Here is a 24,743-nt window from a genome sequence, read left to right on the forward strand (position 1 = left end):
CTCCCGGGCTTCCGTGAGCGCTGTCTCACGGAAGTCTCGGGGAGGCTCTTCGAGGGGACGTAACGGGTGCTCATGGGCTCCTGGCGTCCTCCTCGACGGAGCTGCTCCGCACTGCCCTCGAGCATGGGCGGCCGAGCGCTACAGCGAGGACGCGCCGGCTCCACCGAGGTCCTCGGGCGTGAGTTTCAGCGCCTCGCTGATCGCCAGGACGTCCTGGTACTCGCGCCAGTGCTGAATCCGTCCGTCGCGGACCCGCAGCACGCCGATGAGGGTCGCCGAGGCGCGCTGGCCGCTGGTGGTGACCGTCCCAGCCAGCTCGTATTCGACGACGAGGACCTCGGGGTCGCCGGTCTGATGCGTCGCCAGTTCGCGGAACTGCTCGAAACGCACGGGCAGGACCGCGCTTCTGGCTCGGTAGAACGCCAGCCATGCCTCGCGGCCCTCATGGCGTCGCATGCCCGGAGGGGAGAACGGGGTCTCGACCACGACATCCTCGGCCAGCAGCTCCGCTGGGAGGAGCGTCGCGCCTTCCCCAAGGAGGGCTTCCTGCATGCAGCGGTAGATGGTGAGAGGACTCGCGGCTCCCGTCGCCGACTGTGACATGGTCGTGCCTCCTGGGGTAAAATGAGTGTGACTCAGGATTTATAGTGAGTCTGACTCACTTTCGCAAGGAAGGGACGGCTGATGGCGCGAGAGGGTGGGCCGCCCGCGGGCGGTGGTGCGGGTGAAAAACCTGTTCGTGCGGATGCCCGCCGCAATCGCGCGCGCATCCTGGATGCGGCCGAGGCCGTGTTCGCGGAGCAGGGCGCGTCTGCTTCGACGGAGGCCGTGGCCGCGCAGGCCGGCGTCGCGATTGGGACCGTGTTCCGGCACTTCCCGACCAAACCCGAGCTGCTCCAAGCCGTGGTGATGCACCTGCTGGACCGACTCATCACGGAGGTCGATGAGATGGTCGGCAATCAGGACGCGGTCACCGCCCTGTTCGAGTTCTGCTCCCGCGTCATGGAGGTCAGCGCCCGAAACAGGGCGGTGTTCGCCCGACTCGCCGAAACCGGGGTCCAGGTCCGCGTCGGCGATGCGCTGGCCCGCCTCCGGCCCGGCATCGATTTGCTGCTCGAACGCGCCCAGAGAGCGGGCACCGTCCGCGACGACCTGCGCCCCGCCGAGTTGATTGCCCTGCTCGCGGCCCTCTGCCAGGAAGCGCTCACGGATGAGTGGAGCAAACCATTCCGCCAGCGCGCGCTCACCCTTCTCTTCGACGGCATGCGGCGGACCGCGAAACGTTGACCGCAATCCCTCGCCGGACAGAGGCCCTGACAGCCCCGGGGCCGGAGCCAGCGAGGCGTCCGGCCATGGGCAGATGTCGTGGGGCGAGAACTCAGAGTCCTTCCCACCACCAGGCATGGGCGGGGCTGCCTGCGAGCACCTCTTCCGAAGGCCGCCAATCGTAGGCGAGCTCGGTGGAGAGCGCCCGGGTCCGGCGCACGAGGTCGCGGACACGCACGGCTTGAGGGGTGGCCTGAAGCTCCTCGAGGCTGAAGCGGCCTGATGCGACGAAGTCCTCCGTGGCGAAGAGGTCCGTGCCCGTGAAGGGGTTCCTCGCGATGAGCTCTCCCTTGCGAATCTGGCGGGTGAACATGTCTCCGAACAAGGTCGACGGCCCCAGGTTGAACCACATCGCTATCAACTCGGTATCGCCCGCTGCTTCAGCGCCCAGCATGACCTCCTCCACGACATTGATGAGGGAGAGCGCCACGAGCGGTTCGGCATCCGGACCCGTCAGCTTCCCGGCATCCACCATGCGGCGCCACAGCGAGCTGCCGGCGTCACAGTAGAGGTGGGGCGGCTCGATGTACCCCGCAACCGGGCTGCGTTCGCCCTCTGCTTCGTCTGTCTCGTCCGAGGGATTGTCGTGGAGGTACGTGAACCGCTTGATGCCCTTGAAGAACCCGCTGCGCGTCGCATGGTCGGGGTGGTCGGCCACGTCGAACTGGTACGTGAAGCGGCGAGCAAGAAGGATGTCCATCACCCGGAAGTGGGTGAACGAGCAGTCGCACTCCCCCTGGAACTTGAAGAGCCGAGCGAATTGACTGCGCGGGGCCATGTCGCCGGGTGGCGCCCGCCGGTCGAGTACCCGCACCGCCGCTTCCACCATGTCCTCGATTTCATGCATCGACATCCAGGCAGCGTAACCCAGGGGCATCGTGGAGCGGCATGACGAGGACGCTCGAACAGAGACGAGCCTGTCGACGGGGCGCGTGGGTGCAGGGCCGCGAAGAGGCGCCGCGGCCTCGCGGGTCATGGAAGTGCCAGCGCGGGGCGTCACCAGTCATGGCCGCCCCGCGCCGTGCTTCATCACCCAATCGAGCACCCGGCGTGCCCGCGTGGAGAGCTGCCTCCGTGAGGGATACACCGCGAACAGCTCTCGCGGTTCCAGGGTGCGCCCCTTCACGGTGAGCGGCACGAGCGCCTTGCCACGCGGGTCGACCATCTCCCTGGGCGCGCTGACCACGCCCAGGCCCTCCTGGGCGGCCGCCATCGCCACCCGCGGGTCGTTCACCGTGACGCGAACATCCGTTGGACGGACCTCCTCCACTCCGCCGTCACGGCGGCGCAGGCGCCACACGCCGCGAGGCAACGTCATCACCGCCGGCACCTTCTCGAGCGCCTCCCGGGTCAGTTGAGTCTGTCCCTTCAAGGTGTCTTGCACGAAGCGCGGGGAGGCCGCGAACACCGACTCGATGCTCCACAGCCTCCGCGCCACCAGCTCGGCGTCCCGGATGGGACCCACCCGGAAGGCGAGGTCGAACCCCTCTTCCACCAGGTCCACCACGGAGTTGGTGAGCGTCAGCTCCACATCCACTCGCGGATGCCGGGCCGCGAAGGAGAACAGCAAGGGGGCGATACGCTGGGCTCCAGACGTCACGGGCGCCGTCACCCGCAGCCTGCCGGCGGGTTCTTCCTCCCGGTCCACGGACTGGTCGAGCACCTCCCCAAGCTGGTCCAGGAGCGGACCTGCTCGCTCCAGCAGCCGAGTCCCTTCCTGCGTCAATCCCACGCGCCGCGAGGTGCGTTGGAGGAGCCGGGTCCCCAGCGTCTCCTCCAGGAGTGCAATCCTGCGGCTGACCGTGCTGGTGGGAATTCCCAGTCGCTTCGCGGCCTCCACGAAGCTCAGCTGCCGAGCCACGGCCACGAAGAGGCTCAGGTTCTCGCTGACCATCATTCCATTCATGGGATGGAGCCTTTCATATCGTCCCGTGGTTGCAACCCGGGCCACGCGGTAGTCATGGGCCATGACCCTTGAACAACAACATGTCGTGGTGGTGGGAGGCTCCTCTGGCATCGGCTTCGGAGTGGCCAAGGCAGCGCTGGAGCAAGGCGCCTCCGTGACGCTCGTGAGCCGTTCCCCCGAGAAGCTGGCTCGAGCCGCTGCCCTGCTCGACAACCCGGGCCGCGTTCGGACCTGGTCGGCGGATGTCACACGAGAGGACGCGGTGCGCCAGCTCTTCGAGTCGCTTCCGCCCGTGAACCACGTGGTCGTCACGGCGGTGGAGGCTCGCTACCTCGGCATCCGTGAGATGGATTTCGCCGCCGCGCGCCGCATCTTCGACTCCAAGCTCATGGCGGCGTTCCATGTCGCCAGGCATGCCCGGCTCCAGCCCGGCGGCTCACTCGTCTTCACCACGGGGATAGCCTCGGTGCGCCCCATGCCAAACGGTTCTGTCATCGCGGCGGTGAACGGCGCCATCGAGTCCGCGGTGCGCGCCTGGGCCTTGGAGCTCGCGCCAGTGCGGGTGAATGCCCTGTCGCCGGGTTGGATTGACACCCCCGTCTGGGATGCCATCGCGGGTGACGGCAAGGGCCAGGTCTTCGAGCAGCACGCGCGCCGGCTCCCCGTGGGGCGCATGGGCACGACCACCGACCTGGGCCACGCCGCGCTGTTCCTCATGAGCAATGGGTTCACCACTGGCGAGGTGCTGCGCGTGGATGGTGGCCATCCCCTGGTCTGAGCACGGGACTACGGCCGCGTGACGTGCACGAGGCTCGTCATCGCGTCCACGTACAGCGTCGTGTCGTCGGCGTACAGCGGCAGCAGCGGGGTGACGGACACCTGGTTCAGCTTCGTCTTGCGGAGCTGCTGCGTGGCGGGGTCCTTGAACACGGCGAACGGGACATCCTGGATGACGTAGGGCTCACCATCCACGTGGCCGATGAGCATCAACACATGACCGGGAACGACGATGAGGTCACCCACCTGCGCCTCGGCCAGCGCGCGCAGCCGCTCGGCGTGCGAGTCTTTCGCCGTGAAGAGGCGGTGGTTCAGCGCCGCGCTCCTGCCTTGCATCCCGGAGTTGGGCGGGAGGATCAGCCCCAGGGCGCGGTACACCTCGCTGGTCAGGCCGCTGCAGTCGCGCGCATTGAACTGGTGCCCCCAGCCGTAGCGCTCGCCGAGGAACTTGAACGCCTGGCGGAGGATGTTGGCGCGTGTCATCGGCAGATATCCCGGCGCGGTGTCGGCGGTGCGGCGCAACAGCGCGCTCTGGAAGGCCAGGGTGCCATCCTGCTCGCGCACCGGCAGCAGCACCGGCCACGACGCATAGCTGCTGGCGCCGTTGACGGGCTCGCCGGGGGCCACGTCGGCCCGAGGCAGTGTGACGCCCATGTCGAGCTCCAGCTCGGACACCGCGGGGGCTTCCGGCGTGAAGACGGTGCGCACCTGGTCGCCCGTGACGACACGTCCGGGCGCCTTCGCCACGTAGGAGAACACCGTGTCCGCGGTGCCTTCCGCGACATCCGCGCGCCGGACCCACGCGGGGCCCTGGGTCGTCAGGACGAACAGCCACTGCTGGTCCGCGCTGTGGTGCGCGATGACCACCGGCTCGCCCGGGAACAGGTTGCCGGCCTGCAGGCTTTCGTAGTCGCGCTGATTCTCCGCCGCGAAGAATCGCCGGTCGGACGGCAGTGAGCGCAGGGGCGTGCGCCGCACGCTGAGGCCGTAGCGCGCGGTGGAGGCTTCGGGGATGTGCTCGGTAGCGGTGTTCTGGCGCGGCTCCTCGAGCATCGCCTCCGTCACCGGCCGGCCCTGTTCGTCGATGGCCGCCTGGATGGGCGTCTGCCGCGCATCCGTGACCCAGCCGGCCACCTGCGCCCGGGTCAGCGTGGTCGGAATGCGCTTCAAGTCGACGAGGCCGCCATCCGGACCGAAGGCGAGCATGCGCTTCGCCGCCACCTGGTCGGCATCGAGCAGCACCTCGTCGGGAGACGGCGCGCGGCGGATCCAGAACTCGGGCGACAGCATGTCTTCGCTGAACGCGGGCACCCCGGCCGGAGACACGGTGAGTGCGGACGGCGCGGCGCAGGCGGCAAGGCTGGCGGTGGTTCCCATCACCGCGAGCGAGAGCATCCGCATGCGCAAGGTGCGTGCGCCAGCTCGGCATGTCGTCGCACGTGGCTGAGGGGAGGGGGATGCCAGGCGGCTCATGCGTTCAACTCCCTGAGGGAAAGACGGCTCCAGGTGGCCGTGCGCGCGGGGGCGGGCAGGTCATCCCACTTGTGGCCGGTTGCCCACCCTCAAGCAACGAACTCTCAGCGCGAGCTATTTCGCCTGCGCGCGGCGTTTTCTCTGGAGGCACCCCGAGGATGTCCGAGTGGCGGATGCCGCCGTGGAGGACGCCGGTGGCGATGTCAGGAGATTCGGGGGCACGCTGCTCGGGGCGCGTCCAGGTGCCGGCCGACGAAGGGCGCGCCGCGCCCTCACCTGGACTCTCTCCCTGAGTTCATCGACGGTGCTTCAGTCTTCCTCGTAGCAGACGCCGACTTCACGCAGCTCGACCGTCGACCACTCGGCCGCGGGACACTCGCTGGCGATGATGAGCGCCTCTGCCCGGGTAGGGCAGTCGAAGAGGACGTAGCCCCCGACAATCTCCTTGGATTCGGCGAACGGGCCATCGCGGAGGGTGCGCTGGCCGTCTCGGACTTCGACCCGTACCCCTTCGGAAACGGACCGGAGCGAGTCGCTGGCCTTGAATATACCGCGGGACTTGAGGCCCTCGACGAAGCCCACCATCCGCTCCATCTCGCGATTCCCCTCCTCGGGCGTCCGGCTCCGCTTGCGCTTGCCCTCCTCGAGGATCAACAACATGTACGTCATCACGCGCTCCGTTCGTGGGTGGCTCCAGAGCGTCCCCCATCCGCCCTTCGAGCAGAAGCGTTTCCTGCCCGGAACAACTCTCGTCGTTGTCCGTCACTGACCCTTGGGCGCTGACCGTTTGCGCCGTCCTGGTGTCGGCCGCTTTTCGGCCCACGACAGGAGTTCGTCGAGCGCGGGGCAAAGCGACTGCCCCCACTCGGTCAGGTGGTACTCGACCTTGGGCGGCACCTGCGCGTGGACGGTGCGTGTGACGATGCCGTCCTGTTCGAGCTGGCGAAGTTGCTGGGCGAGCATCTTCTGCGAGACGGCGGGAATGGCGCGCTCGAGGTCGGAGAAGCGCAGCGTCTTCCCTCCAAACAGGTGGAAGAGGATGACCAGCTTCCAGCGCCCCTCGAGCATCTGGATGGCGTCCTCGATGCCGCTGGCCGCTGTCGCGGGCGTATGCAGGTCATGCTTACCCAGAAGTGTGTACCCCACCTTTTCGTGCGTTCTTGTGCATCCGAAATGTACATCTTAGAGATGTGGCCATGCGAACGAGGCCATCGACATCGGCCCGGTGGCTCGCCCATGTCGAGCTTCTTCGCCCGCGAAGCGACCGACCTGCTGGCGGCTGAGAGCGCCGTCGCGCTGGACGAACGCTTCGCTTCGCCGTGAGCGGTGACCTCCTCACCTGCCTGGAGAGCATGCCATGAGCTTTGACCTGGAAATGAAAGGACTCCGCGCGCTCGTCACGGGCGGCACCAAGGGCGTCGGCGCAGCGGTGGTCACCGCGCTGCGCGAGGCAGGCGCTCGCGTCGTCGCCACCGCGCGCTCCGTGCCGAGCGACGCGGACGGAGTGCATTACGTGGCGGCCGATTCCACGACCGCGGAGGGGTGTGCGCAGGTCGCGCGCGAGGCGCTCGCGCACCTCGGCGGCATCGACATCGTGGTGAGCGTGCTCGGCGGCTCGACGGCACCGCCCGGTGGCTTCGCCGCGCTCGGTGACGAGGAGTGGAAGAAAGAGCTCGACCTCAACTTGATGGCCGCCGTCCGGATCGACCGGGCCCTGCTGCCGTGGATGCTGGCGCAGGGCTCGGGCGTCATCGTGCATGTCACCTCGATTCAGCATGAGCTGCCTTTGCCCGAGTCCACCACCGCGTACGCGGCCGCGAAGGCAGCGCTCTCGACCTACAGCAAGTCGCTCTCGAAGGAGGTCAGCCCGAAGGGCGTGCGCGTGGTCCGTGTCTCTCCGGGCTGGGTCGAGACCGAAGCGGCCGTGGCCCTCGCCGAGCGCCTGGCGGCTGAGGCGGGCACCGACTACGAGGGCGGCAAGCAGCTCATCATGAGGGCGCTGGGTGGCATCCCCATCGGGCGGCCCGCCAGGCCCCATGAGGTCGCCGACCTCATCGCCTTCGTCGCGTCGCCGCGCGCGGGAGCCATCACCGGCACCGAGTACGTCATCGACGGCGGGACGGTGCCCACGGCGTGAGGGGCGCCTTGCAGGATCAGGCAGGATTCATGAGCAATCCGGCAGGACTTCACGAGCACGGCTCCGGTAGCGCCCCGGGCTCATCCCTGTCCAGCGCTGGAAGGCGCGTCGCAGGGCCCGTGCATCCGAATAGCCCACGCGCCGCGCGATACCCGCGACGTTGAGCGAGTCGTCGGCAAGCAGGCGGCGGGCCTCCTCCAGGCGGGCGTCCCCGGTCACTTCGCGGAATGTCCGCCCCTCGGCCTTGAGTCGGCGCTGGAGTCCGCGTGGGCTCATGCCCAGGCGCGCACACACGCTGGCGAGCGACGGCTCTCCTCGCTCCAGGGACTCTTCGACCTGGGCCTGGAGCTGTTCACGCCAGCCCACGGGGCGTGTCGCCTCGCGCGCCAGCAGGTCCACGTGGCGAAGGAGCAGGGCGTGCAATCCGTCATCCGCATGGCGCAAGGGGAGGGCGAGCATGTCTCGGGGCAGCGTGAGCGTGCAGGACTCCTGACGGTAGGCCAGCCGCGTCGTACCGAAGGCCTCGGCGAGGACGTCCTGCCCACGCGGGGCCGCGTGGGTGAAGCCCACATGGATGGGAATCAACGGCTGTCCGGTGGCCTCGCGCGCGAAGGTCAGGAGCCGCGCGAGCGTGAATTCCGCCTCCTGTCGTCCAGGCCCGGCGGGGCGGTGCGGGCAGCGGTAGCGGAGCGTCGCGCGGCGCTCCGACATCGCGAGCTGGAGCTCGGCGCCTTCATGCAACAGCCGCAAGTGACGGCTCGCGAGGTGGAGCCCCGCGCCCAGGGTCGCTGCGGTCCGGCACAGATAATCGAAGAGGTCGAACTGGCCGGGCTGGAAGGTCGTGGCCAGATGGAGCCCGAAGTGCGGGTCGCCGACAGCCGCGGCCGCCTTCTCCCAGAGCAGGTGGCCACGAGGCAGGGCGATTCGCGTGTGCGCGTCCGTCAGTCGTGTCCGGTCGACTCCGGCACCGCGAGCCAGGGCGTCGGCGTTCGCGCCCTTCGCGGCGACTGTGTCCAGGATGAGCCGGGGCAATCTCGTGGAGACAATGGGGGTGGCCATGGCGATGCCCTCGTCGTCCGGACGCTACGCACAACAAGGGTCCGGCTCAAGCGCGTGAAGGTGGCGCGAGAGGTCCCCTCTTCGTCGCCAGCGGTCCCTTCCGCGCCATGGGGCCCGGCGCTACTCACTGGCCATGCGAACCCCTTCGTCAATTCCCCTCGACGCGCGGCTCCGGGCGGAGGCCCCTGGGCGATTCATCGCCCTGAGCCATGGGCAGACACACTACCTGCTGGATGGCCCCGAGGGAGGCTCCGCCGTGGTGTTGATTCCCGGTGCCACACTGCCGCTGTTCGTCTGGGAGCCCCTGGTCGAGCCGCTCGTGCGCGCGGGCCACAGGGTGCTGCGCTATGACCTGTTTGGCCGAGGGGACTCGGACCGACCGAAGGTGAGATACGGCCCGGAGCTGTTTGAACGGCAGCTCACGGAGCTGCTGGCCGCGCTGGGGCTCCACGCGCCCGTGCACCTGGTGGGACTCGCCTTCGGCGGGCTGCTGGCGGTGCAGTACGTGGACCGGAATCCGGAGCGCGTCCGGAGCCTGTGCCTCATCGAACCGGATGGCTTCGGGACGAAGCTGTCGCCAGGGGTTCGGCTCATGCACGTGCCCGTGCTGGGGGACGTCCTCTTCGCGGTGATGGGCGAGCGGCAACTGCGAGCACGGCTGCCGAACTATTCACGCCGCCCCGAGCTCATCGCGGAGCTCGAGGCCCGCTTCCTACCCTCCACGCGCATCGAGGGATTCGGCCACGCGCTGCTCTCGACGCTGCGACACATGGCCATCCACACCGCGGCACCTGTCTTCCACCGTGTGGCCGAGCGCCGCGTACCCACGTTGCTGCTGTGGGGCCGCGACGACCGAATCACGCCCCTGCACATCGCCGAAGAGGTCCGCGCGGCCCTGCCTCACGCGGAGTTCCACGTCATCGACGAAGCCGGGCACCTGCCCCACTACGAGCGTCCCGACGCGGTGGCTCCATTGCTCACGGAGTTCCTCGGGGGACACTGATTTCGAGAGGCAGGTGCTCCTCTCCGACGAACGCTCCCCTGGAAGTTCCGCGTCACCAAGACGCGCGGGGCGAGCGCCTACTCCAGAGCGGGGCCCGGAGGACATGCGAGGTCGGCGGGCAGGGACCACAACTGGGGCTCGGCCGTGTCGTCCTTCGCGCTGAAGTAGACCCGTTCCCCGACGCGGGCGAAGCCCTGGGGAGACGACCCTCCCGAGATGTTCGCGGCCTGCCCCGTGGAAATGGCCGTGCCCCGCGTCACCCAGGGCTCGTTGTACGAGGCGGCCGACGTGGCCCCGCCGAAGAGCACCGCGCCCATGCCCGTGGCGTAGAGCGGGGACCAGTAATACTCCGAGATGCTCAGCTCCACGGGGAGCTGCACCGTCCCCGCGGCGGTACCATTCGTCACCCAGAGGCCCACGCGCAGCGCGGCGGGGCCGGGGAAGGGGCTGCCGATGGCCATGGAGAAGTAGAGCCGTCCGCCGGAGCTGGCCGTGTTCTGCAGATAGGGTGTCGTCCCCTCCATGCCCGCGTAGGGATTGGGCAGCACCTTGACGGTGGTCTTTCCTCCGCCAGCGAGGGACAGGCCATACAGCCCCATGCGCCGCGTGGTCTCATCCGCGGACGTCAGATACACCGAAGACCCCAGCGCCCCGAGCAACCGCATCCTCCGGCTGAACGCGTCCAGGCGCACGGTGCCAGCCGGGCTGCCATCCGTCTTCCACACCTCCGTGTTGGGGCCGTCGAGCAGCGTGAACAGTCCCGGGGCTCCGCTGTCCTCGCTCCTCACGTCACCCAGGAGCACTCCCTCGGCGTCCAGCCGCTTGACGAAGGAGGTCCCGGAGGCCGTGCCATCGGTCCGCCACAGCGCGGTGCCGCTGCCCGGCCCGACGAGGAAGAAGAGCAGGGCGCCGCCCACCCTCAGGCTCGGCCCCTGGAGCGCGGCGAGCACCCCGAGGTTCACGACCCGCACCGTGCCCGAGGCCGTCCCGTCCGAGCGCCACAACTCCACCTGTGTCCCGCCCCCCACTGGGACGCCCCGGAAGAACGACAGCGCGCCGTCCATCGCGGTGGGGAGGAACAGGGAGGAGCCCGCCGCCCCCGGCATCAGGTCCGCCACCAGGTGGGTGCCGGCCTCCGTGCCGTCGCTCACCCAGAGCTCGTTGCCGGTGTCGGGCGTCCACACCCGGAAGAAGACCTGGCCGCCCACCGGGACCAGGCCGCCGAGGCCCCTGTTCCGAAGGGGTGTCACCGCCGGGAAGGACTTCACAGGGAAGGTGCCCGCGTCCGAGCCGTCGCTGCGCCACAGCGCGCCGCGGCCATCGCGTAGGTTCACGGCGAAGTAGAGGGTGCCCTGGGCGTCCACCAGATTCTCGGGCGCGGGCTCGTCCCAGGGCGGGTCGTCGCCCGGAGGCATGACGACCTTCACCCGCTGGGCGACGCCCGGCGCGCAGGCCTGGGCCTTGACGGTATCGGGCGCCGAGTCCGGTTCCGCGCACCCCATCAATCCCAGACACACCAGGGCGAAGCCATGTTTCGAATGCATGTCACTCCCTTCAACGCCAGGAGGACACGGTGGGAGCCACCAGGATACGGAGCAACTGCCTTGGAGCGCATGTCGGTGCGCGAAGGCAGACACTTCGACCCGGGTGTCAGTGCGCGACCACCGGAGCCGCTGGCGCGTCGGGGACCCACGCGATGAAGGGCGCCGCCTCCGGCACGTTGCTCTTGAGCTTGTCGCAGGGCACGTGCGTCATTCCAAAGGATTCACTGCCTCCCGCGAGCAGGAAGCAGGTCTCCGTGCGCGGGTCGATGAGGTAGACGAACGTCGAGTCGATTTGAACGATGTGGAACGGGGTCTGCTTCGCGAGCTGGACCCGCGTGACTTCGGCATGGGGGTAACACGCGGAGAAGAGCAGGGCCGTGAGTGTGAGGAGGAGTGGGCGCATGACTCGCCTGACGCGGGGCGCGCCGGTTTATTCACGCGAGCCGGAATTTCGGAAGGGCTGCCCCTCTGTCTGGGTGCAGCCGAGCCGACCTCTGGTGCGCCTCCTGACGTCACGTGAGTCAGAAGATGCCTTGTCCCGGAGTGAGGATGCGGTCCGGGTCGTAGCGCCGCTTCGCGTGCTCGAACCGCTCCCAGGCGGGGTGGAAGTGGCGGCGCCAGTCGGCGGTGCTCAATGGCACGGCATCCACGGGATAGAGCTTCCCGCCGATGGCCGTGAGCCGGTCGAAGATGACGCGGTTCTTCTGTACGAGGGCCGCGACGTTCTCCGGCGTCGGTGGAATGGCGGTGCGCAGCAGCGAGAAGAGGAAGACGTGTCTGTCGTTGGGGATGCGCAGGAAGGGCGTGGTCAGCTCCGAGGCGCGGAAGGGGTAGAGGAGGATGGGCCCCTGCCCCATGTCGGCCTCGGTGGTCTGCGAAAGGACCTCCTGGACGAAGGACTCGGCGGACCGGGCGGGGACGAACATGTCCAGCCACGGATGGGGGAAGCCCCAGACGCCGAGTTGCTTGAGCAGCTCCACCAGGGGAGCAAGCCGGTTGGCGAAGTCGAAGTAGCTGCCGTCGCTCACCTGGAGCGTTCCCGGCTCGTAGCCCAGGCCCGCGAGCAGTCTCGAATCGTGCGGCTCCGCGCCCGGGGTGAAGTACTTCACCACCTCGAGCTGATACGCCCGGCCCCCGTTGGAGGCGACGGCGGAGCCCTCGACGTAGTCGAAGCGACCGTCCTCGATGAGCCGCCGCTGGTCCTCCATGAAGCGGTGGAGGTCGTTGTACAGCGCGATGTACGTCCGAGCGCGGGGCGGTACTTCGACGAGCCGCACCCTCGCTCGCACGATGATGCCGAACTGGCCCAGGCCCGAGCGCACGGCGTCGAACAGGGGCCGCTCACGCCAGCGCGAGCACCGCACGAGCTCACCCCGACCCGTGACGACGTCCATCTCCAGGACGTTGTCCACCTGGAGGCCCCAGCGAAATGCCTGCCCGCCGATGCCCCCCGCCGACAGCGTCCCGCCGATGCTCAGCTCGATGTAGTCGGTCAGCACCGGCGGGCTCTTGCCGCTGGGAAGCGAGGCCTGGAGCAGCTCGTGCCACCGGACGCCCGCATCCACCCAGGCGCTGTCCTCGCCCACTTCGTGGATGGTCGACAGCGTGGACATGTCGATGACGATGCCCGCCGTCACCTGGGACTGTCCGAAGGTGCTGTGGCTCTCACCGAGGCCCCGTGCGGCGGCGATCTTCAGGCCCTGGCGTCGCGCGAAGCGGACCATGGCCACGATGTCCTTCACCGAACCGGGAACGAGCACTGCCCACGGCGTGCGGTGGAGGATGTGACCGAAGTCCTCCGAGGCCGCGGTCCGCGACGTCGTGTCCATCAGCAACTCGCCATCGAGCGGCGGCAGGGAGACCGCGCCAGCCTCCAGCGTGGAGGCCCAGCTCCGGCTCATGGGATTGAATGCGACTGCCACCAACGCACCTTGGAGCAACGTCCTCCGGGAGACGGTTCGACTCGACATTCACTCCTCCTTCTGCGTCGGAGACTTCTATCCCGCCGCCGCTGCCCCCAACAATTGCCCCCTCCCCTCGGGCTTCATCTCATAAGGAACTGGAGTGGAGCGAGCTCCCCTTCGAGGACGCGAGCGCGAAGTACACGATCAACGACATCAGCGAGGACGGCCTCGGAGAGGTCTTCCCCGAGGAGCCCGCGCACTACCTCGTCCATGAGGGCGACGTGGTCATCGACGGCCCCGTGAGTTTTGGTGCGGCCGACGACGAGGACGTCACGCTGCACGTCATCGACGGTGACCTCACCGTCAACGGCCCGCTCTTCTTCATCCAGGGCGACTTCTACGGGGCGCTGTTCGTGACAGGGTCGATCTTCTGTCAACAGGCATTCGTTGGCGTGGACGCGATGCTCTACGTCGGCAAATCGATGCACGTCGAGGGGTTGCTCGTCACCACCCTCAGCAAGCCCGCGCACTTCGCCGTCAAGGAGGTGCTGCGCGCCGGGAGCTGGCTCGAGGCTTCGGGGGATGGCCTCTTCGAGATTGGCCAGAAGCCCCAGGCGCGGCTGCTCCGCGTCGGGAAGAGCAGCTACCACGCGTTCTCTCAGTACGCGGAGGAGGCCGAAAAGCGGGCCAAGGACGAGGGTACGGAGGTGCAGAAGCCGCGCTATTTCGGTTTCTCACCGAAGGAAGCGAGCTCGGTCAAGGGCATCCTCCATCCTTCCCTCATCGAGGGTGAAGAAGGCATCGGCGCGAGTGACATCCGCGAAGCGATGGAAGAAGGCAAACCGCTCTTCGCCTGACCGGTCGTTTCGCGGCCGCGGATGGCCGCGGCGTCGCGCGAGCCATCTCCACCTGGATGCGGCTCCAGGAGTGCGTGGGCGGAGGAGACGAGGTGCCCGAACCTCGACGCCAGGCAGTTTCCTCGGCGGCTCCGCCCACGTCTCCATGACATGCACCGCGCGACCGTGCGCGCCTCACCCGCGGGCGCGCAGGCGCGTTGTCATGGCTGGGTTCAGCGGACGTAGCACTGCGTGCGTTCCGGAATACCGTCGAAGGTGGTGTCCATCAGGACGCAACCGCCGCGCCTGACGGCCAGATTCGACCGGCCGTCACCGTCCCAGTCGCCGACGAGGTACTGGTCTTCGCTCGCGCCATTGCCGAAGCACTGCGTGATATCCGCGGCACCGTCGAAGTTGGTGTCCATCAGGACGCAACTGCCGCGCCTGACGGCCAGATTCGACCGGCCATCACCGTCCCAATCGCCTACGAGGTACTGGTCTTCGCTCGCTCCATCGCCGTAGCACTGCGTGGCCTCCGGAACTCCGTCGAAGTTGGTGTCCATCAAGACGCAACGGCCGCGCCTGACGGCGAGATTCGACCGGCCGTCACCGTCCCAATCGCCGACGAGGTACTGGTCTTCGCTCCCGCCATTGCCGAAGCACTGCGTGGCCTCCGGAACACCGTCGAAGGTGGTGTCCATCAAGACACAACTGCCGCGCCTGACGGCCAGGTTCGACCGGCCGTCACCGTCCCAATCGCCGACGAGGTACTGGTCTTCGCTCCCGCCATTGCCGAAGCACTGCGTGCGATCCGCGACACCGTCGAAGTTGGTGTCCATGAAGACGCAAGGGCCGAATCGCGTCGCCAGGTTCGACCGCCCGTCGTTCTCCCAGTCGCCGACGAGGTACCCATCGGGACGGGGCGGGGAATACAACTCCTTCAGCGCGGTGATGTCGCCGGACGTGAACTCACCCGTTTCCACCGAGCGGAAGCAGGAGTTCATGATGGAGGCGCCGACAGCCGCCGTGGTCGGCGTGCCCGGGATGTGAATCGCGCCGACGCCGGCGTCGCCCTCGTTGCCGCCACTGCCGCAACTGATGCCGCGGTTGTAGTAGTCCGAGTGGCGGAACCCGAGGGTGTGGCCAATCTCGTGCGTGATGACGTGCTCGATGACATCCACGCCGTACTGGCTGAGCTGGCCACCGATGGTGATCTGCCCATACGGATTACCGTTCGACGGGAACCCGGCGACGCCGCCATTCATGTTCGGGTCAATCACGGCATTGATGGTGAAACCGCAGTCAGCGCTCGGCGCCCGCCCCACGGCGAACGTGAGGGGGAGTTCGTCGTAGTTCTGGATGGCGAGATCGAGCGCCGTGCTGAACGCACCGGTGAACGTCGAACCGTTGATGCAAATCTTCGCCAGCGACGAGCTGACGAGGTTGGTGGTCCGGTATTGCTCCTCGGGAGTGTCACCGGCCTGGAGCATCTCGCGCGACGCCGCCAGGGACACCTCGGCGTCCCGCCCGACGTAGACCTTCCCTTCGACGACCATGATGTCGGCGGCGGGGAAGCCCGCCTTGACCAGGTTGCCGACGATCTCCTGTGTCTCTTGAGGTGGCTCGGCACACCCGAACACGAGGGCCGCACATCCCGCTGCCAGGACGATACTTCTCGCAATCATGGAGACTCCTTGCATGTTCTTCTCTTGCGCACGTGGGGTGGAGGAGTCCTCGGCGGAACGACGTCCTCCCCGCCCGTGCGTGCGGAGGCTTGCCCGTCGAGGAGCGCGAGACTCTACGGGGACTCCTGTCTCTCTTTCCTCTGAGTACCCCCTGCCTCGGGGAGGTGCTCCTGGACCTCCCAATCATTGGCGGCTGGACTTGGCGAAGGGCCTGCGCGCCGTGCGCGAGGCGTGGGCCCGCCGGCGGGCTTCCCACGCGCCCCGCGAGGGAGGATGGTGGAGACCCATGGCCCAACTGCTGACCCTCCTCGAGTCCGAGCAGTTCCGCGTGCTCGACTCGCGCTGCCGGCATCCGCGCGCGGGGCCCGCGGAGGAGCGGGGCGGGGACCCGGGACACCTGGTGCTGCTGCGCCGCGGCTGCTTCAGCTACCACCGGGGGCTTCGGCGCTTCGTCGCCGACCCCTGCACCGCGCTGCTGCACCACCCGCGCGTGGACTACCGGGTCGGCCATCCAGGCGCGGAGGGAGACGATGCGACGGTCATCAAGCTCGCACCCTCGCTCTTCGACGAGCTGTGGGGACGGCGTGGCCCGGACCATCCGGAGCTGGGGCTGAGCGCCGCGGTGCACCTGCGCCACGCGCGTGTGTGTGCCGCGCTGCGCGACCCGGCTGGAGACCGGCTCTCGCGTGAGGAGTCGGTGTTCGCGTTGCTCGAGGTGGCCGCCTCGGCCAGGCAGCGCGCGGAGGCCCCCGCGCGCGGAGACCGGGGCGCACGACGCCGCACGGTCGGACGCGTGCGCGCGCTGCTCGCGGCCCAGCTCTCGGCGAACCTCTCGCTCGACACCGTGGCGCGGGAGGCCCGTTGCTCGCCCTTCCACCTCATGCGCCTCTTCCACGCGGAGACGGGGCTGTCCCTGCGCGCCTACCGCCGCCAGTTGCGGGTGCTCACGGCACTGCAGCGGTTCGCGGAGGGCGAGCGGGACCTCGCGCGGCTCGCGCTGGAGCTGGGCTTCTCGCACCACAGCCACCTCTCGCAGAGCGTGCGCCAGGTGCTGGGCAGCAGCCCCGCGCGCCTGCGTGCGGAGCTGCAGCGGGTCCGCGCAGGTTCCTGACAGCGGGGCGGCGCGCACGCCTCTAGCTTCGCGTGCATGAACCCCCTCCACCTGCTCCGGCCGCTGCTCTTCGCCTGCTTGCCCGTACTCGCGTTGTCCCCGCTCCCAGGGCTTGCCCAGGAGCGCGCGGCCTCCGCGCCAGCCCGGCGCGATGGCCAGCGCGACTTCGACTTCGAGATTGGCACCTGGCGCACGCAGTTGAAGCGGCGCCTGCGTCCGCTGACGGGCTCGAACACCTGGGTGGAGATGAAGGGCACCACCGTCGTGCGCAAGGTGTGGAACGGCCGCGGCAACCTCGTGGAACTCGTGGCGGAAGGGGAGGGTGGGCGCTTCGAGGGCCTGAACCTGCGCCTGTACAACCCTCAGACGCGCCAGTGGAGCCTGCACTTCGCGAGCAGCCGCGATGGCACCCTCGCCGTGCCGACCGTGGGCGAGTTCAAGGACGGACGCGGTGAGTTCTACGCCCAGGAGCGGCTCGACGGGCGCGCCATCCTGGTGCGCTTCGTCATCTCGGACGTGACGCCTGATTCAGTCCGCTTCGAGCAGGCCTTCTCGGAAGACGGCGGGAAGACCTGGGAGGTGAACTGGATTGCCGAGGACACGCGGGTCGACGCGGCGGCCAGCGGGGCGAAGTAGGCGCAGGCACCTCTCGAGGCGGCACGGCCCGCTTCCGCGGGGGCAGGCCGCCTAGCTCGCCCGCGCATAGCGTCCCGGAGACTGGCCCACGCGCCGACTGAACGCCGTGGTGAAGGTGCTCGCCGAGCTGTACCCGACGCGCTCGGCGACTTCATTGATGGCGAACTCCCGGCGGCGGAGCAGCCCCCGCGCAACGGCCATCCGCCAGTCCAGCAGGTACTCCATCGGGGGCAGGCCCACGGTGCGCGTGAAGCGATCGAAGAAGGCCGAGCGCGAGAGCGCCGCGCTCTTCGCGAGCTGTGCCACCGTCCATGACCGCGTGAGGTGGGCGTGCATCTGCCGTATCGCGGGGGCGATCCGCGCATCCGCCAGGCCGCGCAGGAGCCCCGGAGGCGCGTCGTCGCTCGCGGTCGACCGCAGCGCCTCGATGAGCAGCAACTCCACGAGACGTGTGAGCACGAGCTCACGGCCCGAGCGCTGGTCGCTCGCCTCGTCGCGGACGAGTTGGACCAGCGTCGAGAGCCGCTCCACGCCGCGCACGTGCACCAGGGCCGGCAGCAACGACACCATCAGGGCCGCGTCGGGTGAGTCGAAGACAAAGTAGCCGCCGAGCGTGCGCACGTCGGGACGGCCGCCGCGCGTGCCGTAGCGCACCTCACCCCTCGAACCCTTTGAAGAGGACGCCGCCTTGGCGTCGATGCGCTCGGGCACCACCGGCTCGAAGCCGGACATGGTGAAGCCCGGCGTGGCCGGCATGAGCACGAAGTCGCCTGCCTGGAGCGTGAGGACGGGCTGGCCGTCGACAGCGAGTCGGCAGCTCCCTTCAAGCACGGCGCTGAAGCTCGGCTGACCAAATTCCGAGTAGCGAACCCCCCAGCGGCCCGCTCCGCTGATGCCCTTCGAGAAGACGGCGCGTGGTTGGAGGAGGGTGATGACTTCCGTGAGTGGGTCGGTCATGGCCGGACTCTAACAAAAGAAATATGGACCCCGCATGGTGGAGCGTCCGGTCGGCCGCGCGTACCTTGGGACCATCAACGCCGCGCGAATCGCGGCAATCCAAGAGGTCGACATGAAGGCAACGTTCGGGTTCCGGGCGACAATGACTGCTGCCCCGGGACGAGGCGATGAGCTGGTGGCCTTGTTGCTCACTGCGGTGAGTGACACAGGCCTTGTCACGAACAAGGACTGCGTCCTCTATCGGGTGGGGCGCTCCGCGAGCAACCCGGACGTCGTCCACGTCACGGAGGGGTGGACCACGAAGGAGGCGCACGCCGCGAACTTCTCGAGCCCGCGGTCCCAGGCGCTCATCGCCAGGCTCGCCCCGCTCGTCACAGGCGAGGCGCAGTATCAGGACGAAGTGCCCGTCGGCGGCACGCTCGAGGCGGGAGCGGTCGCACTGGCCCGGTCGGCATGAGCAAGCTCGGTGAGGCATGGACGTCGCTGAGCGGGTTTCTCCTGCTCGGCGTTGGATGGCTCGCATTCGAGCACTATTACTTGTGGGTGCGGCTGGTCCGGGATGTCGGTCTCCCCAAGCCGGCCGCATGGACGCTGACCTGGAGCCTGGTCATCCTCGCCGTCGGTATTCCCGTGGGTGTGTTCGCGAGCCGCCTCGTCTCTCCCGAATGGTCGGTGTGGTGGCTCACGCCGGTCTACGTGTGGATTGGCGTGTCCACGCTGTTGCTCATGTCGCTCGTGGTGGTGGACGTGCTGCGGGTCGGCGCTTCTCTCCCGCTCATGGGCTCCGAACCGATGGATGTGGGCCGCCGGCAGGCGTTGGCGCGCATGAGCGCGTTGGTCGCGGTGACGGCCGCTCTGGTCGCCAGCGGCTGGGGACTTCGAGAAGGCCGGAGGGTTCGCGTCAAGCGGGTGGAGGTGCCGCTGAAGAAGCTGCCACCCGAACTCGATGGACTGCGCATCGTTCAACTGTCGGACATGCACATCGGGCCGATGATCGGGCGGGACTTCGTCGAGCACGTCGTGAGGACGGTGAATGCGCTGGCTCCAGACGTCGTGGCCATCACGGGGGATTTGGTGGACGGAAGCGTCGAAGACCTCGCACGGCACGTCGCGCCGCTCGCGAACCTCTCCTCCACCCACGGCACCTACTTCGTCACGGGCAATCACGAGTACCACGCGGATGCGAGTCGGTGGTGTGAGCACCTCGGCCAGCTCGGTGTGCGAGTCCTGCGCAACGAGTACGTGGAGCTGGAGCGCGATGGGCAGGTTCTTCACCTGGCGGGTATCGACGACTACGAGTCCGCCCACTTCGACATCGGCCACCGGGTAGACCTCCCAGGGGCCGTGGCGGGTCGGGACACGCGCCGAGCGTTGATTCTTCTGGCGCACCAGCCCAAGGCCATCCACGAAGCTGTCCGGCACGGAGTCGACCTGCAGTTGTCGGGGCATACCCACGGAGGGCAGATGTGGCCGATGGGTTGGCTCCTGCGCTTGGGGCAACCGGTGGTCGCCGGGCTCGCCAGGTTCAGCGAGACCTGGGTCTACGTCAGCAGCGGCACGGGCTTCTCGGGGCCTCCCATGCGACTCGGTGCTCCCGCGGAGATTACACAGCTCGTCCTGCGAGCAGTCTGACGAGATGCCCATGCGGCGGCTTGAGTCTCGTCTTGGAAACGCAACGGTACCGACAGCCTCCGAGGCCCGATGTGTCGCCGACCTTCGGAGTGCGCTCGCGCGCCTCCTTCGATGATTCGGGAGGGGCCTCCACTGCCTCCCGCGTCTTTGCTCCTCCAGTGAGAGCTTTGGCTGAAGCGATGCCAGCCACCCATTCCGGTGGTGGCATCGCTCCAGGCTGGCCGGGCCGGTGTGGCGTCCGGACCTACCGCACCTTGCCTTCTGGATCCGAGATGCCCGCGTGGCGGAGGGCGCTCGCCTGGGAGGAGTTGGGCGCGGTCTGTACGACGGGGACTCGCTCGTTGCCGACGTTGACGTACCCCAGGCCCTGGATGCCATTGGGGCCACCGGGCAGTCGCAGCCCGCTGCGCAATGCCCCGGGTTGCCGCATCACGGTATCGAAGGAGTCCTGGGACGTCGTGACCATCCCCCGGAGGTTGCCCTGCAGGGGGATGTGCTGCCAGTGCAGTTGCTCGTTGTTGTGGGAGGGATTGGGGCCATTCACCGTCCTGTTGAAGTTGTCGTTGCGGGAGGCCTCGGACTGCCGCGACCAAAGTGGCGAGCGCTGGAGGGGATTGCCCGCGGGCAGGCCGGCCTGGTCCGCCACTCTGGAGCCAGGCACCCGGCCGCCGTTGTCGGTGGTCGAGGCGCGCCACCTGTTGCTGTTCTGGAGCAGGTTGGGGCTGAGCACCATCTGCACATTGTTCGGATTGCTACCGACACCGTAGCCTTGCGCCTGCCAGCCGTCCTGCTGTGTACCCTGCGCGCGGGTGTAGACCCCCAGGGCGCCCCCTCCTCGCGTGTCGGCGGGGCGGTGGTAGCGCCCGTTGGGCCCCTCACGGTGATAGGCGGAACCAAGGCGGCCGTTATCGAGGGCACTCCCCACGAACCCCGGGGGGACGCCGTGCGTGAGGGCGGCGGTGTTGTCCAACCGGAGCGGTGGGGCCGCGTTCCCCGGAGCCATGGCTGGCGCGGGGCCCTGGGGGAAGGGGGCGGCGGGACGGTTGGGTGGGCCCTGGGTCCGCTGGGGCGCTGGGTTCGCCGGCTGCCCGGTGTGGGGGGCGGCGTTGTTGTTGGGCGGGCGGTAGCTGGGCGACGTGGGAGGGTTGCTCAATTTGGGAATTCGGCTGGGCATGGGACTCTCTCGGACGGAAATGGGGGGACGCAGACTCCGGACGCCTGCACGAAAGGAATTGTCGTCCGGCCGCGCTCCGCGTCCTCATGCCCCGAGGTCCAGGGGGGCCGATGTTCGTGCGACAGTGTCTTGCTCCAGGGGATGGGGCCTTCACGCTTCGTTGGTCGCCTCGTGGGCCTGGCCCCTCAGCGCGTAGGGCGTTCCCCCCATGCAATCCAGGTCCCTGGCCACCCCATGACGACTTCAATCCTTCGAACCTGCCTCACCGGTGCCTCCGTGTGCCTGGTTCTTTCCGCCTGTGCCACGAGCCCGCAGCGCCCGGTGCCCTATCAAGTCGCCTTGGCGAACGACGGGTAGTACACGCCCGTCAGCCGCTCCGAGGCCTCCCAGAGCGCACGTGCCGTCACCTCATCGCGAGCGCGCTTGGGGAACTTCGAGGGTGCCGGAGGCCCGACCAGGCCGAAGCGAGCACCGGGGTGGAAGTAGTCGCCCCCCTTCACGTCCGGCATGGTCGCCGCGTAGAGCGAGGGCAAGGCGCCCCCTGCCGCCGACTGCCCGAAGAGCCGCGTGAGGCGCGCGACGAAGTCCTGCTTCTGGAGCCCCGTGGCGCTCGCGCCCGGCTCGGCCGCCGTGCTGATGAGCCCCGTCGCGCCCGCGCGCCGGTCCAGCTCCAGCATGAACAACAGGTTGGCGAGCTTGGAGTTCCCATACGTCCCCATGGGCGAGTAGTGCTTCTCGCTCTGGAGGTTCGTCAGGTCGAGCTTCCCCCAGTACGCCGCGGTGCTGCTCACCGTGACGACGCGGGGCGAGCGGCTGGCGGCCAGCGCTGGCATCAACAGCCCCGTCAGCGCGAAGTGGCCCAGGTGGTTGGTTCCGAACTGGAGCTCGAAGCCATCCGCCGTCGCCTGCCGCTTCGGCACGGCCATCAACCCCGCGTTGTTCACCAGCAGATCGAGCGTCGGCATGGCCGTCCGCGCCCGCTCGGCGAACGCGCGGACGGAGGAGAGGCTCGCCAGGTCCAACTTCTCCAGCGAAAAGCTCGCCTCGGGCGCCTCGGCGCGCAGCCGCTCCAGCGCGGCCTGCCCCTTCTGGACGTCCCGGCAGGCGACCATGACCTCGACCCCCGCCCGCCCCAGCTCCAGGGCGGTGAAGTACCCGATGCCGCTGTTCGCCCCCGTGACGATGGCCGTCTTGCCCTCCATCCGGGGGATGTCCCGAGTGCTCCAGTTCTTCTTCATGGCTCCACCTCGTAGAAAGTAAACGATGGTTTACTTGCCAAGGTTGTGGGCCGGGGTATTTTTTGTCAACACTCGTTTACTTCGTGCCCATGACCGACAGACGCCGATCCACCACCAGGTCCCCGGCCCGCCGCCCCAAGGCCGCGGGGAGGCAGCGCGACGCGGAGCAGACGCGGGCGGACCTGTTGCGAGCGGGGCGGATGGCCTTCGCGACGCGGGGCTATGCGCAGGCGGGCATGAGGGAGATCGCCACGGCGGCGGGTGTCACGCCCGCGCTGGTGGTCCGGTACTTCGGCTCCAAGAAGGAGCTGTTCCGGGAAGCCATCGGGCACGACGTGGGGCTGTCGGGCTTCTTCGCGGCGGATCGGAAGGACTTCGGCCGCCACGTGGTGCAGTACCTGATGAGCAAGCCCGTGCCCGAGGCGGACACGCTGGCGATGCTGCTGCTGTCGGCGGGGGACGCCGAGGTGCGTGACCTCGTGACGACGCTGCTGGAGGAGCGGCTGACGCGCCCGCTCGCCCAGTGGCTGGGACCCCCGAAGGCGGAGTCACGAGCGGCGCTGCTGCTCGCTCTCTTCTGTGGCGTGTGGACCTTCCGGAGCATGGTGCCGATGAAGCCGTTCGCCGGGACGTTGGACGCGGCCACGGCCGCGATGCTCGCGGCCATGCTCCAGGACCTCGTCGACGGCGGCTGACCGCTCGGCGCTCAGTGCCGAGGGGACCAGGTGCTCATTTGCCAACGAGCTGTCCAATGATCGCATGGACGCTCTGCTGATCCTCGGCGCTCAAGGAGTAGATAGCGGCATCCAACTCATCGATTGCCACGCGATAGGATTGAAAGTCTCCGGTGTCGTTCGCCTTCTGGGCCTTGTCGATGGCGAGATGGATTTGCCCCACCTGAGGCTTGTCGGCAAGTGTCACGTCAATGGCGAGCATGAATGCTTCGCTTTGTGCCGTCACGAGGTCCAACGTTTGTGACTGGGACAGTTGCTGACCCGAGCCGCCCGACGACTTGCAGATCGGGGTCCCAAAAAGGAGATTGCACCTGCAGCTGCAGTTTGGACCGTTCGCGGAGCAGCTGCCCGCAATGCAAGTGATGGAACAGGAGGTTTGACTCAGCGCTTGGGTGGGAGCCAATGCTCCCAGGAGCATTGCAAGCGTCGGAAGGACTGCGATCATCAAGCGGCGGTCGTGCATGAGGAACCTCTCGGGTCGTAGGGGTTGACTGCTCGATAGAAGGGCCGCACGCTCAATCACCTACAGTCCTTCGCTTCAGAGCTGGCAGTGGGGTGCGCCCTCTGACCAGACCTATCACGCGTTCATCGAATCCGTGTCAGGTGCCCTTCAAACGAGAAGTTTCTCGCCGCGGGCGGTCGCGATGGAAGCTGCCTTCGTGCGGCAGATACCCTCCTCAACCCGTCCGACGAAGGCAGTGTCGGATGTGCCCCACCTGATTGTGGAGACACCAGATGGGGAGTCATCAGGCTGCTTGCGGTTGCACGAGTTCCCGCCGGGCCTGACTGGGTGTCGGGTGGGCCGGGTGGCCCACGGTAGCGCGGCGGGTGTCGTCCTCGGGATGGAGCGTGGCTCAGTACATCTTCAGGTCATACCCCGCGGTGGGACGCCAGTCGGAGCCCGCGGGGATGTTGCGCACGTCCGTGACCTTCACCGCATAGACGCCAGGCGTCACGTTGACGGCCGTCCGGTACGTCCTACAGGTGGGCGTGAGGTCCGAGCAGACCAGCGTGCTGGTGCTGGTGAGGAGCGCGCCCAGGGTGCGGGTGGGGTAATCGTACGCATAGACATCCAGGCGCAGACTGACGTCGTAGCGCAGGTTGTAGGCCTCCACGGTCATCAACTGGTTGATGTTCGTGGCTCCAAGCACCCAGTCCACATCCCCCGCACGGTGGGACGTGTGCCCGAGCTGAGGGTTTCCCAAGTACGAAGAGGCCGTGGTGTGGGAGTTGTCGTTCTCGTACGAGTCCGGAGGCGCGAGCAGGCAGTTGGGAGGCGGGCTGAACCCGCCACTGACGCAGACGTTGCCCGTGCAGTTGCAGCCGGTGGTGCAGTCGGCCCCGGTGGTGCAGGCCCGCACGGGTGCGGCATCGCAGTGGCTCTGGGGCGGAAGCGGGTTGAACCCTCCCGGGACGCAGACGCCATCGGTGCACCTGCAGTTGGTCCGGCAATCGAGTGTGCCGACACAGGCCCGCAGCTCCGCTTCCTGCTCCGACAGGATCTCCGACTCGCTCGTGGACTGGGGTGCCTCCTCCACGTTTCCACAGGCCACGACGAACAACGCCATGACAGCAATGCCGCAACGAAAGACGTTCACGGTACTCTCCTTG

General features: G+C 68.2%; 27 protein-coding genes. 11 read left to right on the plus strand and 16 right to left on the minus strand.

The window, feature by feature from the left end:
- Positions 1-138: 138 nt before the first annotated feature.
- Positions 139-552 (minus strand): nuclear transport factor 2 family protein, encoded by a 414-nt coding sequence (locus G4D83_RS21445; RefSeq protein ID WP_163866670.1) that lies wholly within the window; start codon positions 550-552, stop codon positions 139-141.
- Between the two features lie 132 nt (positions 553-684).
- Here G4D83_RS21445 and G4D83_RS21450 point away from each other — a divergent pair, with 132 nt between their 5' ends.
- On the plus strand, positions 685-1,287 hold the full coding sequence (locus tag G4D83_RS21450; protein ID WP_163866671.1) for a TetR/AcrR family transcriptional regulator: 603 nt from the start codon (positions 685-687) through the stop codon (positions 1,285-1,287).
- A gap of 91 nt (positions 1,288-1,378) precedes the next feature.
- Here the strand turns inward: G4D83_RS21450 and G4D83_RS21455 are convergent, their stop codons facing one another.
- Together G4D83_RS21455 and G4D83_RS21460 are read right to left on the minus strand one after the other, a co-directional pair.
- Positions 1,379-2,179 carry a hypothetical protein gene (locus G4D83_RS21455; protein WP_163866672.1) on the minus strand — a complete coding sequence of 267 codons (801 nt, stop codon included), beginning with the start codon at positions 2,177-2,179 and terminating at the stop codon, positions 1,379-1,381.
- Positions 2,180-2,329: 150 nt separating this feature from the next.
- The gene (locus G4D83_RS21460; RefSeq protein WP_163866673.1) at positions 2,330-3,232 is read right to left on the minus strand and encodes a LysR family transcriptional regulator; all 903 of its coding nucleotides are present in this window, start codon (positions 3,230-3,232) and stop codon (positions 2,330-2,332) included.
- A gap of 61 nt (positions 3,233-3,293) precedes the next feature.
- On the opposite strand from G4D83_RS21460, the gene G4D83_RS21465 reads away from it, so the two are divergent.
- Positions 3,294-4,010: an SDR family oxidoreductase gene (locus G4D83_RS21465; protein ID WP_163866674.1), complete on the plus strand. Its 717-nt coding sequence runs from the start codon at positions 3,294-3,296 to the stop codon at positions 4,008-4,010.
- 8 nt (positions 4,011-4,018) lie between these two features.
- Here G4D83_RS21465 and G4D83_RS21470 read toward each other — a convergent pair whose 3' ends face one another.
- Complete coding sequence (locus tag G4D83_RS21470; protein ID WP_240356475.1) at positions 4,019-5,299, minus strand: SH3 domain-containing protein; 1,281 nt, start codon at positions 5,297-5,299, stop codon at positions 4,019-4,021.
- On the opposite strand from G4D83_RS21470, the gene G4D83_RS46270 reads away from it, so the two are divergent.
- On the plus strand, positions 5,298-5,456 hold the full coding sequence (locus G4D83_RS46270; protein ID WP_240356476.1) for a hypothetical protein: 159 nt from the start codon (positions 5,298-5,300) through the stop codon (positions 5,454-5,456). The genes G4D83_RS21470 and G4D83_RS46270 overlap by 2 nt on opposite strands.
- Before the next feature lie 335 nt (positions 5,457-5,791).
- Here the strand turns inward: G4D83_RS46270 and G4D83_RS21475 are convergent, their stop codons facing one another.
- Both G4D83_RS21475 and G4D83_RS21480 read right to left on the minus strand, forming a co-directional pair.
- Complete coding sequence (locus G4D83_RS21475; RefSeq protein ID WP_163866676.1) at positions 5,792-6,151, minus strand: YciI family protein; 360 nt, start codon at positions 6,149-6,151, stop codon at positions 5,792-5,794.
- A 93-nt stretch (positions 6,152-6,244) separates the two neighbouring features.
- Positions 6,245-6,628 carry a winged helix-turn-helix transcriptional regulator gene (locus tag G4D83_RS21480; protein ID WP_163866677.1) on the minus strand — a complete coding sequence of 128 codons (384 nt, stop codon included), beginning with the start codon at positions 6,626-6,628 and terminating at the stop codon, positions 6,245-6,247.
- A 211-nt stretch (positions 6,629-6,839) separates the two neighbouring features.
- On the opposite strand from G4D83_RS21480, the gene G4D83_RS21485 reads away from it, so the two are divergent.
- Positions 6,840-7,619 (plus strand): SDR family oxidoreductase, encoded by a 780-nt coding sequence (locus G4D83_RS21485; RefSeq protein ID WP_163866678.1) that lies wholly within the window; start codon positions 6,840-6,842, stop codon positions 7,617-7,619.
- Positions 7,620-7,646: 27 nt separating this feature from the next.
- Here G4D83_RS21485 and G4D83_RS21490 read toward each other — a convergent pair whose 3' ends face one another.
- Positions 7,647-8,678, minus strand: coding sequence for an AraC family transcriptional regulator (locus G4D83_RS21490; RefSeq protein WP_163866679.1), 1,032 nt, complete (start codon positions 8,676-8,678; stop codon positions 7,647-7,649).
- A gap of 133 nt (positions 8,679-8,811) precedes the next feature.
- Between G4D83_RS21490 and G4D83_RS21495 the strand changes: the two genes are divergently transcribed.
- Positions 8,812-9,681, plus strand: a complete 870-nt coding sequence (locus G4D83_RS21495) for an alpha/beta fold hydrolase (protein ID WP_163866680.1) — start codon at positions 8,812-8,814, stop codon at positions 9,679-9,681.
- A 77-nt stretch (positions 9,682-9,758) separates the two neighbouring features.
- On the opposite strand, the gene G4D83_RS21500 is transcribed toward G4D83_RS21495, so the two are convergent.
- From G4D83_RS21500 to G4D83_RS21510, 3 genes are all read right to left on the minus strand, one after another.
- Positions 9,759-11,225: a hypothetical protein gene (locus G4D83_RS21500; protein ID WP_163866681.1), complete on the minus strand. Its 1,467-nt coding sequence runs from the start codon at positions 11,223-11,225 to the stop codon at positions 9,759-9,761.
- 106 nt (positions 11,226-11,331) lie between these two features.
- Positions 11,332-11,628 (minus strand): hypothetical protein, encoded by a 297-nt coding sequence (locus G4D83_RS21505; RefSeq protein WP_163866682.1) that lies wholly within the window; start codon positions 11,626-11,628, stop codon positions 11,332-11,334.
- A 118-nt stretch (positions 11,629-11,746) separates the two neighbouring features.
- Positions 11,747-13,195: an FAD-binding protein gene (locus tag G4D83_RS21510; protein WP_163866683.1), complete on the minus strand. Its 1,449-nt coding sequence runs from the start codon at positions 13,193-13,195 to the stop codon at positions 11,747-11,749.
- Between the two features lie 215 nt (positions 13,196-13,410).
- Here G4D83_RS21510 and G4D83_RS21515 point away from each other — a divergent pair, with 215 nt between their 5' ends.
- Positions 13,411-13,986, plus strand: coding sequence for a hypothetical protein (locus tag G4D83_RS21515; protein ID WP_163866684.1), 576 nt, complete (start codon positions 13,411-13,413; stop codon positions 13,984-13,986).
- Between the two features lie 212 nt (positions 13,987-14,198).
- Here the strand turns inward: G4D83_RS21515 and G4D83_RS46890 are convergent, their stop codons facing one another.
- Positions 14,199-15,650 carry a zinc-dependent metalloprotease gene (locus G4D83_RS46890; RefSeq protein ID WP_275902383.1) on the minus strand — a complete coding sequence of 484 codons (1,452 nt, stop codon included), beginning with the start codon at positions 15,648-15,650 and terminating at the stop codon, positions 14,199-14,201.
- Between the two features lie 286 nt (positions 15,651-15,936).
- On the opposite strand from G4D83_RS46890, the gene G4D83_RS21525 reads away from it, so the two are divergent.
- Positions 15,937-16,761 carry a helix-turn-helix transcriptional regulator gene (locus G4D83_RS21525; RefSeq protein ID WP_163866685.1) on the plus strand — a complete coding sequence of 275 codons (825 nt, stop codon included), beginning with the start codon at positions 15,937-15,939 and terminating at the stop codon, positions 16,759-16,761.
- Between the two features lie 36 nt (positions 16,762-16,797).
- Positions 16,798-17,397: a hypothetical protein gene (locus G4D83_RS21530; RefSeq protein WP_163866686.1), complete on the plus strand. Its 600-nt coding sequence runs from the start codon at positions 16,798-16,800 to the stop codon at positions 17,395-17,397.
- 51 nt (positions 17,398-17,448) lie between these two features.
- Here the strand turns inward: G4D83_RS21530 and G4D83_RS21535 are convergent, their stop codons facing one another.
- Entirely contained in the window at positions 17,449-18,354 is a 906-nt protein-coding gene (locus G4D83_RS21535) for an AraC family transcriptional regulator (protein WP_163866687.1), read from the minus strand.
- Positions 18,355-18,388: 34 nt separating this feature from the next.
- On the opposite strand from G4D83_RS21535, the gene G4D83_RS21540 reads away from it, so the two are divergent.
- Together G4D83_RS21540 and G4D83_RS21545 are read left to right on the plus strand one after the other, a co-directional pair.
- Positions 18,389-18,811, plus strand: coding sequence for a putative quinol monooxygenase (locus G4D83_RS21540; protein ID WP_240356477.1), 423 nt, complete (start codon positions 18,389-18,391; stop codon positions 18,809-18,811).
- Complete coding sequence (locus G4D83_RS21545; RefSeq protein ID WP_240356478.1) at positions 18,808-19,986, plus strand: metallophosphoesterase; 1,179 nt, start codon at positions 18,808-18,810, stop codon at positions 19,984-19,986. The genes G4D83_RS21540 and G4D83_RS21545 overlap by 4 nt, the downstream gene beginning before the upstream one ends.
- Before the next feature lie 244 nt (positions 19,987-20,230).
- Here the strand turns inward: G4D83_RS21545 and G4D83_RS21550 are convergent, their stop codons facing one another.
- Positions 20,231-21,160 (minus strand): hypothetical protein, encoded by a 930-nt coding sequence (locus tag G4D83_RS21550; protein ID WP_163866688.1) that lies wholly within the window; start codon positions 21,158-21,160, stop codon positions 20,231-20,233.
- A gap of 329 nt (positions 21,161-21,489) precedes the next feature.
- Positions 21,490-22,398: an oxidoreductase gene (locus G4D83_RS21555; protein WP_163866689.1), complete on the minus strand. Its 909-nt coding sequence runs from the start codon at positions 22,396-22,398 to the stop codon at positions 21,490-21,492.
- 89 nt (positions 22,399-22,487) lie between these two features.
- On the opposite strand from G4D83_RS21555, the gene G4D83_RS21560 reads away from it, so the two are divergent.
- Complete coding sequence (locus G4D83_RS21560; protein ID WP_163866690.1) at positions 22,488-23,093, plus strand: TetR/AcrR family transcriptional regulator; 606 nt, start codon at positions 22,488-22,490, stop codon at positions 23,091-23,093.
- A 34-nt stretch (positions 23,094-23,127) separates the two neighbouring features.
- On the opposite strand, the gene G4D83_RS21565 is transcribed toward G4D83_RS21560, so the two are convergent.
- A complete protein-coding gene (locus G4D83_RS21565) occupies positions 23,128-23,334 on the minus strand; it encodes a hypothetical protein (RefSeq protein ID WP_163866691.1) in 207 nt (68 codons plus the stop codon).
- A 652-nt stretch (positions 23,335-23,986) separates the two neighbouring features.
- Entirely contained in the window at positions 23,987-24,730 is a 744-nt protein-coding gene (locus tag G4D83_RS21570; RefSeq protein WP_163866692.1) for a hypothetical protein, read from the minus strand.
- Positions 24,731-24,743 lie beyond the last annotated feature (13 nt).

This window comes from Myxococcus eversor, from assembly GCF_010894455.1.
Lineage (GTDB): Bacteria > Myxococcota > Myxococcia > Myxococcales > Myxococcaceae > Myxococcus > Myxococcus eversor.